Source organism: Kitasatospora putterlickiae, assembly GCF_039527695.1.
Lineage (GTDB): Bacteria > Actinomycetota > Actinomycetes > Streptomycetales > Streptomycetaceae > Kitasatospora > Kitasatospora putterlickiae.
In genome coordinates this window covers 1-9,778 of record NZ_BAAAKJ010000057.1, presented here as the reverse complement: position 1 = coordinate 9,778, position 9,778 = coordinate 1, and the positions used below count along the sequence as shown (strand labels likewise).

General features: G+C 74.2%; 11 protein-coding genes and 1 pseudogene. 6 read left to right on the top strand and 6 right to left on the bottom strand.

Translation table 11 applies throughout. From position 1 onward, the window contains the following. Positions 1 to 259: TetR family transcriptional regulator (locus tag ABD308_RS06715; RefSeq protein ID WP_344328926.1), on the bottom strand; the 259-nt coding region annotated here is incomplete at its 3' end. Positions 260 to 510: 251 nt separating this feature from the next. Between ABD308_RS06715 and ABD308_RS06710 the strand changes: the two genes are divergently transcribed. Beyond that, positions 511 to 1,668, top strand: coding sequence for an acyl-CoA dehydrogenase family protein (locus ABD308_RS06710; RefSeq protein WP_344328921.1), 1,158 nt, complete (start codon positions 511 to 513; stop codon positions 1,666 to 1,668). A 99-nt stretch (positions 1,669 to 1,767) separates the two neighbouring features. Here the strand turns inward: ABD308_RS06710 and ABD308_RS06705 are convergent, their stop codons facing one another. Then, positions 1,768 to 2,034, bottom strand: coding sequence for a hypothetical protein (locus tag ABD308_RS06705; RefSeq protein ID WP_344328916.1), 267 nt, complete (start codon positions 2,032 to 2,034; stop codon positions 1,768 to 1,770). Positions 2,035 to 2,205: 171 nt separating this feature from the next. Between ABD308_RS06705 and ABD308_RS06700 the strand changes: the two genes are divergently transcribed. Continuing rightward, positions 2,206 to 2,523, top strand: a complete 318-nt coding sequence (locus ABD308_RS06700) for a cupin domain-containing protein (protein ID WP_344328912.1) — start codon at positions 2,206 to 2,208, stop codon at positions 2,521 to 2,523. A gap of 36 nt (positions 2,524 to 2,559) precedes the next feature. Here the strand turns inward: ABD308_RS06700 and ABD308_RS06695 are convergent, their stop codons facing one another. Continuing rightward, complete coding sequence (locus ABD308_RS06695; RefSeq protein WP_344328905.1) at positions 2,560 to 3,192, bottom strand: TetR/AcrR family transcriptional regulator; 633 nt, start codon at positions 3,190 to 3,192, stop codon at positions 2,560 to 2,562. Between the two features lie 122 nt (positions 3,193 to 3,314). Between ABD308_RS06695 and ABD308_RS06690 the strand changes: the two genes are divergently transcribed. From ABD308_RS06690 to ABD308_RS06675, 4 genes are all read left to right on the top strand, one after another. Further along, positions 3,315 to 4,868 (top strand): MFS transporter, encoded by a 1,554-nt coding sequence (locus tag ABD308_RS06690; RefSeq protein WP_344328897.1) that lies wholly within the window; start codon positions 3,315 to 3,317, stop codon positions 4,866 to 4,868. A gap of 129 nt (positions 4,869 to 4,997) precedes the next feature. Beyond that, positions 4,998 to 5,636 carry a class I SAM-dependent methyltransferase gene (locus tag ABD308_RS06685; RefSeq protein ID WP_344328888.1) on the top strand — a complete coding sequence of 213 codons (639 nt, stop codon included), beginning with the start codon at positions 4,998 to 5,000 and terminating at the stop codon, positions 5,634 to 5,636. A gap of 351 nt (positions 5,637 to 5,987) precedes the next feature. Beyond that, positions 5,988 to 6,302 carry a Sec-independent protein translocase subunit TatA gene (gene tatA, locus ABD308_RS06680; RefSeq protein ID WP_344328867.1) on the top strand — a complete coding sequence of 105 codons (315 nt, stop codon included), beginning with the start codon at positions 5,988 to 5,990 and terminating at the stop codon, positions 6,300 to 6,302. Between the two features lie 136 nt (positions 6,303 to 6,438). Next, entirely contained in the window at positions 6,439 to 7,041 is a 603-nt protein-coding gene (locus tag ABD308_RS06675) for a potassium channel family protein (protein ID WP_344328858.1), read from the top strand. A 52-nt stretch (positions 7,042 to 7,093) separates the two neighbouring features. Here ABD308_RS06675 and ABD308_RS06670 read toward each other — a convergent pair whose 3' ends face one another. The 3 genes and pseudogenes from ABD308_RS06670 to ABD308_RS06660 form a co-directional block, all read right to left on the bottom strand. Beyond that, positions 7,094 to 7,495: a VOC family protein gene (locus ABD308_RS06670; protein ID WP_344328851.1), complete on the bottom strand. Its 402-nt coding sequence runs from the start codon at positions 7,493 to 7,495 to the stop codon at positions 7,094 to 7,096. A 72-nt stretch (positions 7,496 to 7,567) separates the two neighbouring features. Continuing rightward, positions 7,568 to 9,268 (bottom strand): alkaline phosphatase D family protein, encoded by a 1,701-nt coding sequence (locus tag ABD308_RS06665; protein WP_344328848.1) that lies wholly within the window; start codon positions 9,266 to 9,268, stop codon positions 7,568 to 7,570. 122 nt (positions 9,269 to 9,390) lie between these two features. After that, positions 9,391 to 9,778, bottom strand: a pseudogene (locus ABD308_RS06660) (hypothetical protein); the annotation flags it as partial.

The window sequence follows — 9,778 nt, the reverse complement described above, 5'->3', positions numbered from 1 at the left end:
CGGCCAGTGCGGCGGCGAGTTCGGCCGCCGAACCGGCGGAGCGCACCGCGTCCGCCGGCGCGTCCAGGCCCACCCGGAGGGTGCGGTCGAGCAGTTCGGGCCTGCCCCGGAAGTGCCGGTGGAGCGCGGGAGCGGTGATGCCGAAGCCGCCGGCGACCTCCGCCATCGAGACCCGGTGGCAGCCGCCGCGGTGGAAGCGTTCGGCGACGGCGGCGATCCGCGCCCGCCGGACCTCCGTGGCCGGCCGTCGCACCGCCATGACGCCCGGCCCTCCCCCGTCCCGCGTTTCCCGGCGCCCGTTCCGAAGGCCGCCCGGCAGGCCGGCAGGCGTTCACCCGGGGCCGCGTGAAGGCCGTCGGCAGGCCGTTCGCACCAGCGCGGACGCCACCGTCCCCGTCCTGGACACCCGAAGCTACCCGCGATTAACTTGTCGGGCGGTCGGCGGCACCGTCCGGGACCGCCGCGCCGGGCTCCACCGAACGTCAGGCACCGTCGAAGGGAGGCGCCGCCGTGCGCCGCACCGTGTTCACCGAGGACCACGAGGCCTTCCGCGAGACCATCCGGGACTTCATCGCCAACGAGGTCGTCCCCGTCTACGAGAGCTGGGAGGCCGAGGGCCACCCGCCACGGGACTTCTACCGCCGGCTCGGCGCGCTCGGCCTCTTCGGCATCGAGGTGCCCGAGGAGTACGGCGGCGCGGGCGAGAGCGGCTTCAAGTTCCAGGCGGTGGTGGCCGAGGAGACGGCGCGGGCGGGCGTCAGCTTCGGGTCGTCCGGGGTACACACCGGCCTGGTGCTGCCCTACCTGCTGGAGTACGCGACCGAGGAGCAGAAGCGGCGCTGGCTGCCCGGCTTCGTCTCCGGCGACCTGATGACCGCGATCGCGATGACCGAGCCGGGCGCCGGCTCCGACCTCGCCGGCATCTCCACCACCGCGCGGCTCTCCGAGGACGGCACCCACTACGTCCTCAACGGGGCCAAGACCTTCATCACCGGCGGCGTCCTCGCCGACCTCGTCCTGGTGGTCTGCCGCACCTCGCCGCACGACCCGGAGAACCGCCGGGCCGGGCTCTCCATCCTCTGCGTGGACACCGCCTCCCCCGGCTACAGCGTCGGCCGCAAGCTGCAGAAGATTGGCCTGCGCACCTCGGACACCGCCGAGCTGGCGTTCTCGGACGTCAAGGTGCCGGTGGAGAACCTGCTCGGCGAGGAGGGGAAGGCGTTCGCCTACCTGACCCACAACCTGGTGCAGGAGCGGCTGGCGATCGCGGTCGGCGCGTACGCGGCCTCGGCCGCGGCGGTGCGGTTCGCGGTGCGGTACGTCAAGGACCGCAAGGTGTTCGGCAAGGCGGTCGCCGAGTTCCAGAACACCAAGTTCAAGCTGGCCGACTGCGAGGCCCAGGTGATGGCGCAGCAGTCGATGGTCGACCGCGCGCTGGAGCTGTACCAGAACGGCGAGCTGACGGTGGCGGACGCGGCGGCGGCGAAGCTGTTCTGCACCGAGTCGGCGTCCGGCGTGATCGACGAGTGCCTGCAGCTGCACGGCGGTTACGGCTACATCCTGGAGTACCCGATCGCCCGGCTCTACACCGACAACCGGGTGTTCCGGATCTACGGCGGCACCAGCGAGGTCATGCGCGGCATCGTCGCCAAGTCGCTCGGGCTGTAGGGCCTGCCGCCGTTCACCCGTCCGGCGGAGTCGGGCGGGTGAACGGGCGGCATGAACCGGCGGGGCGGACCGGCGGGATCGACCGGCCGGGCGCCGGGGTCAGTTGGGCGAGTGGTGCTCGGCCCGCCACGCGTCCCAGCCGGCCGACGACGCCACCTTGGCCTCGTGCAGGGCCCGCTGGGCCATGGCGGTCGGCGGGGATTCCAGCCGCCGCACCCAGTTGCGGCCGGCCGTGGCCAGCGCCGCGCACACCATCACCGCGCCCGCCGTCCCGAACAGCGCGCCGATGCCCGTCAGCACCGCGCCGCCGGCCAGCAGCGAGCGGTTGACCTGGAACCCGCTGAGAAAACGCTCGTTGGTCGCCATGCCTCCACGATGGAGGCAGTCGGCCGCCGCCGCACGCCGAGCGCACCCGCGCGCGACCAGGACCGGCGCGCTTGGACGCGTGTTCGGCGTGCGGGCGCGGGGCGGGTCCGGGACGCTGGCCGCAGGAGCGCCCGCGCAGCAGGACGGCACCGGACGGCAGGAGGACGCGCGATGGTCGATCTCGAACAGCTCGTCGCGGAGCACGCGGCCATGGCGGCCGAGAGCCCGCACGGCCGCAGCGCCCATCTGGTGCTGCACGACGGGGTGTTGCGGCAGACGGTGATCGCGCTGACCGCGGGCACCTCGCTCGACGAGCACAACGCCCCGGCCGCCGCCAGCGTCCAGGTGCTGCGCGGGCGGGTGTCGCTTACCATCGCCGGGCGGCGCGAGGAGCTGGCGGCGGGGCAGTTGCAGGCCGTCCCGCAGGAGCGGCACGGGCTGCTGGCCCACGTCGACTCGGTGGTGCTGCTGACGGCCGTCACCGCCTGAGACCGGGCCGGGGCCCGGCCTTCGAGCCGACCGGACTCAGGCCGCCGGACCGTGCCACTCGGGGGAACCGTGCCAGTCGGGGGCGGGCTTCGGCTTCAGCACCGAGCCGCCGACCAGCTCCAGCCCGCGCAGCAGCTCCCGCCCGCCGGGTGCCAGCTCCGGGGCGGCCATCCACTGCCCGGCCAGGCCCACCAGCAGCGCCTGGTAGAAGACGCCGCGGGCCAGCTCCTCCTCGGTGTCCGGCACCTCGGGGAGCCCCTGGAAGAGGGCCGCCAGCCCGAGCCGCCCCTCCTTCTGGGCACCGGCCAGCGCCGCCCGCAGCTCCGGCGCCCGCTCCACCTGCACCATCGCCTCGAACTGCGAGGCCCAGAGGCCGCGGTGCTCGGCGATGGTCCTCCGCACGCCGTCCCAGACCGCGACGAACCGCTCCTCCGGGTCGTCGGAGGCCTCGTTGGCCCGCGCCACCACGGCCCCGACCATGAGGCCCCACTCACCGGTCGCCTCGATCAGCGCCGCGTTGAGCAGCGCCTCCTTGGAGCCGAAGTGGTAGCCGATGGCCGCCAGGCTGACGCCGGAGGCGGTGGCGATGTCCCGGGCGGTGGTGCGCCCGTAGCCCTTCTCGATCAGGCAGCGCTTGGCGCCGGCCATGAGGTCCTCGCGATTTCCCATGCCCGCATGCTACGTCCGATCAAGACGAATGTCTTGCACGAACGTATGACACGACCGTCTCGCACGATCGATTGAGACATACGTACTAGACAGACGTCTGACACATCCGTACCGTCTTCCCCATGACCGCAACCACCGGCCGCGCGGGCCGTCGCGAATGGATCGGCCTCGCCGTACTGCTGCTCCCGACCCTCGTCCTGGCCATGGACATGGGCGTGCTCTTCTTCGCCGTCCCCTACATCTCCACCACGCTGGCGCCGAGCGGCACCCAGCAGCTGTGGATCATGGACATGTACTCGTTCCTGCTGGCCGGGCTGCTGATCACCATGGGCGCGCTGGGCGACCGGATCGGCCGCCGCCGGCTGCTGATGATCGGCGCCGCCGGATTCGCCGGGGCCTCGCTGCTCGCCGCCTACGCGGACGGCGCCGGCCAGCTGATCGCCGCCCGCGCCCTGCTGGGCGTCGCCGGGGCCACCGTGATGCCCTCCACCCTCGCGCTGATCCGCAACATGTTCCACGACCCCAGGCAGCGCCAGGTCGCGCTCGGCGCCTGGGGCGGCGCCCTGACCGCCGGCGCCACCCTCGGGCCCGTCGCCGGCGGCCTGCTGCTCGACCACTTCTGGTGGGGTTCGACCTTCCTGCTCGCCATCCCGGTGATGGCCCTGGTCCTGCTCGCCGCCCCGGTGGTGCTCCCCGAGTACCACGCCCCGCGGCGCGGCGGCTTCGACCTGCTCGGCGCCGCCCTCTCACTGGCCGCCGTCCTGCCCCTGGTCTACGGCGTCAAGACGCTCGCGGTGGACGGCTGGGACCCGCTCGCCGCACTCGCCGTCCCGGCCGGCCTGCTCCTCGGCGGCGCCTTCTACTGGCGGCAGCGCACCGCCGCCGACCCGCTGCTCGACCTCGGCCTGTTCCGGATCCGCGCCTTCAGCGGAGCGATCAGCGTCAACACCATGGCGATGTTCGCGATGATGGGCTTCACCCTCTTCACCTCGCAGTACCTGCAACTGGTCAAGGGCATGAGCCCGTTCGGCGCCTCGCTCTGGTCGCTCGTCCCCAGCGTGGGCGTCGGCGCCGCCGTCGGCCTGAGCTCGGCGCTCGCCGGGAAGGTCCGTCCGGCGGTGATGATGGCCGGGGGCTTCCTGATCGGCGCGACCGGCTTCGCGATGATGACCCGGGTCGGCGTGGACTCCCCGCTGGCGCTGATCCTCACCGCGGCGGGCGTGCTGGCCGCCGGCACCGTCGGCACCATGACCCTCACCGCCGAGATGGTCGTCTCCGCCGCCCCCGCCGAGCGGGCCGGCGCCGCCTCCGCCACCTCGGAGACCGCCGTCGAGCTCGGCAGTTCCCTCGGCATCGCGCTGCTCGGCGCGGCCGGCGCCGCGGTCTACCGCTCCCGCCTGGACGGCGCCCTCCCCGCCGGCCTGGACGGCGAGGCCGCCCATACCGCGCAGGACACCCTCGGCGGCGCGGCCACCGTCGCCGCCCAGCTGCCCGGCCGCCTCGGCACCGACCTCCTCGCCACCGCCCGCGCCGCCTTCACCGACGGCCTGCACGTGGCCGCCGTGGTCGGCCTCCTCCTCACCATCGGCGCCTCCCTCCTCGCCTACCGCCTCATGCGCCACCTCCCCGCCACCACCCCCGCACCGACCCCCGTCCCCGAACCCGCCACCGCCTGACCGCCCCCACCCCCGGTCCCCCGCAAGCGCGTCATCCCAGCCCCCGCCCACCCCCGGGCGGGGGCTGCCGCGCTTGCGCCCGCCGGTTATCCGGCTGCGCCGGGGCAGCCCCCGTGCCAGGCTTCCTGGATGACCAACGGGGTGAACCACGGGCGGGTGCGGGGGAGTTATGACGCGGTGGCGGAGGAGTACCGGGAGCGGGTGGGCGGTGAGTTGGCGTTCAAGGTGATGGACCGGGCGCTGCTGGGGGTGGTGGTCGAGGGGGCCGGCGGGGGGACGGTGGCGGATCTGGGGTGCGGGCCGGGGCATGTGGCGGGGTGGCTGGTCGGGCAGGGGGTCGGGGCGGTCGGGGTGGACCTCTCGCCGGCGATGGTGGCGGTCGCGCGGCGGGACCACCCCGGGGCCGAGTTCCGGGTCGGGGACCTGCTGGCCCTGCCGGCCGGGGACGGCGAGTTCGCCGCCGCGGTGGCGCTCTACTCGGTGATCCACCTGGAGCCGGCGGAACTGCGGCCGGCCTTCGAGGAGATGCGGCGGGTGCTGCGGCCGGGTGGGGCGCTGCTGGTGGCGTTCCACCTGGGCACCGAGGTGCGGCGGCTGGACGAGTGGTGGGGCCACCGGGTGGACGTGGACTTCCACTTCCTGGAGGCGGAGACCGTCGCCGACCTGCTGGCCTCGGCCGGGTTCACCGTGACGGCCAGGCTGGAGCGCGGCCCGTACCCGCAGGAGGCGCAGACCCGTCGCGGCTACCTGTTCGCCCACCGGGACTGACGGGCGCCCGCCGCACGGCGGCCGGAACCGGCCAAAAGCCGGGCGCGGTACGGTCGTGGGAGCCGTGGTCCGCGAGCGCCCGCTCCCCGGCCGGCCCCGGCGGCACCCTTCGCCACCAGGGGCGGACCTCCGCCCGGACCCGTCCGCGCCTACCCTGATCTGGGCCGATGCACCGGCCCCGGGCGGCCCCGGCGGCACCCCGGACCGTCCCTCCGCGCAACATCTGGTTTTTGACCAGCGTTTCCCGGCCGGTGTATACGTTCGCCGCCGCAGGCAGGCATACTGGCCAGGACGGGCGCTTTGCCCAACTGTGACGTATGACTCTAGACAAGAAGGGACCGGTGGCCAGGGATGCTGCGTAACGGTCTTGAGCCCTGGCACGTGCTCGTGGTGCTGGCTGTCGTGATCCTGCTGTTCGGGTCGAAGAAGCTGCCGGAGATGGCCCGCGGCCTCGGCAAGTCGATGCGCATCCTGAAGGCGGAGACGAAGGCGATGCGCGAGGACGACACCCCCGCCGCCGACGCCGCCCAGGGTACCGCGCAGAGCACCGCCGCCCCCGCCGCTGCCGCCGCCCCGGCGCAGCCGGCCGCCGAGCAGCCCCGCCAGGCCGTGAACCCGACCCATGTGACCAAGGCCACCGAGCAGCCCCGGTCCACCACCGCCTGAGACCCGGCGGCACGAAACCCGGCCGAAGCCCCCGCCCCCGTGGCGGGGGCTTCGTCGTGTCCGGCCGTCGGGCCCGCTCCCCGGACGGAGCAGCCCGGGGAGCGGGCGCGGGCGTGAACGGGGCAGGCTGGCCGGGATGTCCGCGAACCAGCAGCCTCCGCCGACGGACCGGCCCCGGGACACACCCGACCCTCGGGCCTGGAGCCTGCTGCTCGGCTCGTTCACCCTGCTGATGGCCGGCTACTTCACCGTGCCGCTGCGCGCCCTCGGCAGTGACCGGCCGCTGCTGAGCTGGGTGCTCTTCGGGGCGGTGCTGACCGTGCTGACCGGGCTGCTGCTGAGCCGGATCGTCGACAGCATCCGGGGCACGGGCCGTCACCCCGGGGCCTGGCTGGCCTTTCTGATCTGCCTCTCGCTGACCGTCTTCGCCGCCACCTACTACGTCCTGGCCGACCGTCCGGGCGAGTTCGAGGGGCTGGTGACCCGCCTGGACGCGCTCTACTTCACCGTCGTCACCATGGCGACCATCGGCTACGGCGACATCACCCCGGCCGGGCAGGGGCCGCGGCTGGTGGTGCTCCTGCAGATCGCCTACAACTTCGTGTTCCTGGCGGCCGCGGCGGGCGCGCTGAGCCGGACCCTGCGCACCGGCATGGAGACCCGCGCCGCCCACCGGGACGACCGCAAGGACGAGGACGGCCCCTCCCACCGGCCCCATCACCGCCGGAAGGACCACTAGGACGACACTAGGACGGCACCAGCGCGGCACCGGGGGCGGCGCCAGGACGACGCTAGGAACGGCTGGCGTCGATCACGCAGAAGCGGTTGCGGTCCGGGCATTCGAGGACGACGAAGTCCGGGTCCTGCGGGTAGAGGTCCCAGTCGACGTGCCGCGCGCCGAGGCCGACCAGGCGTTCCACTTCGGCCGCCTGGTCGGCCGCGTCCGCCGCGTAGAGGTCCAGGTGGACGCGCGGGTGCTCCTGCGGCGGCGTGACGCTCCGCCCGAGCGCCACCTGGACGCCGCCCGCGCCGGGCATGCCGCCCTCACCGGGCCCGCCGTCCGCCGGGACGAGCACCACCCAGTCGTCCTCGATCACGCCGCCACGGGGGACGTACCCGAGGGCCTCGCCCCAGAACGCCACAGCGCGGCGGACGTCCGCCACCCCGAGCACCACCGAACCGATTCTCAGCATGCCGCCGATTCTTCCGGACCGGACCGGCGGACCGGCGGACCAGACCGCGAGACCAGAGCGGCAGACGAGCGATCAGGCGGGGACCAGACCCGGCTCGCCGGCCGCCACCGCCCAGGAGGCGGAGGTCCGCACCGGTGACTCGCGCACCGCGACGCTGTCCACGGTCCGGGCGTCGGTCAGCCACCGATCCCGGTCGACGTCCAGCCGCAGGTAGCCCCGGCGCAGGCCCTCGAAGTAGCGCACGTGCGGGTTGAGCGCGGGGTTGAGCGCCTTGAGCGGTGCGTCGAAGGCGGCCGGGAAGTCCGAACTGACGCTGGTGGCCGTGAACTCGACGGCGACCGGGGCGGTGGCGAGGTCGTCGCGATCGACCCTCAGATCGCTGAACCAGGAGGAGTGGATGTCCCCGGCGAGCACCACCGGGTTGGCCACCGCGGTGTCCCGCAGGAAGCGCAGCAGCCGGGTGCGGGCGGGGTCGTAGCCGTCCCACTGGTCAAGGTTGGCGAGCGGCGGCAGCGGGTGGGCCGGGTCCAGGAAGTCGGGGAAGCGGATCTGGCTCATCATCACCTGCTGGGCGATGACGTTCCAGCGGGCCCGGGAGCCGGCGAGGCCGCGGCGCAGCCACTCCTCCTGTTCGGCGCCGGTCAGGCTGCCGGCGGCGTTTCCCAGGCCGTCCGCGACCGGGCCGAAGTCCTGGCTGTGGCCGCCCGGTTGGTCGGTGCGGTACTGGCGGGTGTCGAGCACGTTGAGGCGCAGCAGGTCGCCGAAGTCGAAGCGGCGGTACAGCCGGTAGTCGGGCGAGCCGTCGCGGTAGGGGTTCCGCAGCGGCATGTGCTCGTAGTACGCCTGGTAGGCGGCGGCGCGCTCGCGGGCCATGGCAGCGGTGTCCTGGTGGCGGGCGCCGGTGTCGTCGACCTCGTCGACCAGGCCGGCGTGGTTGTTCTCGACCTCGTGGTCGTCCCAGGTGACGATCCAGGGGAAGGCGGCGTGGGCGGCCTGCAGGGCCGGGTCGGTCTTGTACTGGGCGTGCCGGGCCCGGTAGTCGGCGAGGGTGACCAGTTGGTCGAGGCCCGGGGTCCGCGGGGTGGTGTGCAGCCGGTCCGGGTGGGCGCTGTGGGGGTCGGTCTCGTAGATGTAGTCGCCGAGGTGCACCACGGCGTCGAGGTCCTCGGCCGCCAGGGCGGTGTAAGCGGGCCAGTAACCGTGCTGCCAGTCCTGGCAGTTGACCACGCCGAGGCGGAGCCTGCCGGGGTGGGCGCCGACCGCCGGGGCGGTGCGGGTCCGGGCGGCCGGGCTGAGGTGGCGGCCGGCCCGGAAGCGGTACCAGTGGTCGCGACCGGGCCGGAGGCCGCGCACGTCGACGTGCACGCTGTGCGCGCGCCCGGCCTCGGCGGCGGTGACACCGCGCCGGACGACCCGGCGGAAGGCCGGGTCCGCCGCGACCTCCCAGGAGACGGGGACGGTGCGGGTGCCCATGGAGGCGGCGTCGAACGGGTCGGCGACCAGCCTGGTCCACAGGACGACGGCGTCGGGCAGCGGATCGCCGCTGGCCACGCCGAGAAGGAAGGGGTCTCGGCGGACCGGTTCCGCGTGCGCCGTACGGATGTCGAGCGCCTGGGCGGCCGCGGCGACGGCGGCGCCGACCAGCAGTCCGCGGCGGCTGAGCCCGGCGGACCGGGGCCGCGGACCGGACGGCCGGGGCGTCGGGGACGTCGGGTCCGCCGGGGACGAGGGCGACGGGGACGGCGGGGACGAGGGCGACGGGGACGGCGGCACGGCGGACCTCCTGCGGCTGCTGAACGTCGGAACAGCAAGGCCGATATTCCATCAGAACCGTGCGTGGCGGGCCATGAACAGGAGGCGACGTCTTGCCCATTCCCCCGTTCGCCGCCCGGGAGTTACCGTTCCGCGTCGGCCGCCGCGCCACCGCGCCGGCGCAGCGACATCAGGAGCAGGAAGACCGCCGACATGACGGCCGCCGCCCGCAGCACGCCCGGCGCGGACTCCCACACCACCTGGTTGGTCTGTTCGCCCGGGTTCAGGGCCGTGCCCCAACGGCCCTGGGCGCGGCCCCAGACCCAGAGCGAGCTGCCGCTGATCGTCATCAGCGGGATCCCGAACACGGCCACCTTGCGGGTGAGATCGGACAGATGGCGGGAGAGGTAGCCGAGTGCCCAGCCGATCAGCATGGCGATCAGCTGTCCGGTGACGGCGCCGCCGATCAGCACGGCGGCGGAGAGCAGCAGCAGGGGCGAGGGGCGGCGGCCGCCGGCCCCGGCCTTGGCG

What these genes read in the sequence shown, in the direction of transcription:
- ABD308_RS06690 (WP_344328897.1), top strand. Translation starts at nt 3,315, where the DNA reads ATGACCGCAACCACCGGCCGCGCGGGCCGTCGCGAATGGATCGGCCTC.
- ABD308_RS06685 (WP_344328888.1), top strand. Translation starts at nt 4,998, where the DNA reads ATGACCAACGGGGTGAACCACGGGCGGGTGCGGGGGAGTTATGACGCG.
- ABD308_RS06705 (WP_344328916.1), bottom strand. Translation starts at nt 2,034, where the DNA reads ATGGCGACCAACGAGCGTTTTCTCAGCGGGTTCCAGGTCAACCGCTCG.
- ABD308_RS06675 (WP_344328858.1), top strand. Translation starts at nt 6,439, where the DNA reads ATGTCCGCGAACCAGCAGCCTCCGCCGACGGACCGGCCCCGGGACACA.
- tatA (WP_344328867.1), top strand. Translation starts at nt 5,988, where the DNA reads ATGCTGCGTAACGGTCTTGAGCCCTGGCACGTGCTCGTGGTGCTGGCT.
- ABD308_RS06670 (WP_344328851.1), bottom strand. Translation starts at nt 7,495, where the DNA reads ATGCTGAGAATCGGTTCGGTGGTGCTCGGGGTGGCGGACGTCCGCCGC.
- ABD308_RS06700 (WP_344328912.1), top strand. Translation starts at nt 2,206, where the DNA reads ATGGTCGATCTCGAACAGCTCGTCGCGGAGCACGCGGCCATGGCGGCC.
- ABD308_RS06695 (WP_344328905.1), bottom strand. Translation starts at nt 3,192, where the DNA reads ATGGGAAATCGCGAGGACCTCATGGCCGGCGCCAAGCGCTGCCTGATC.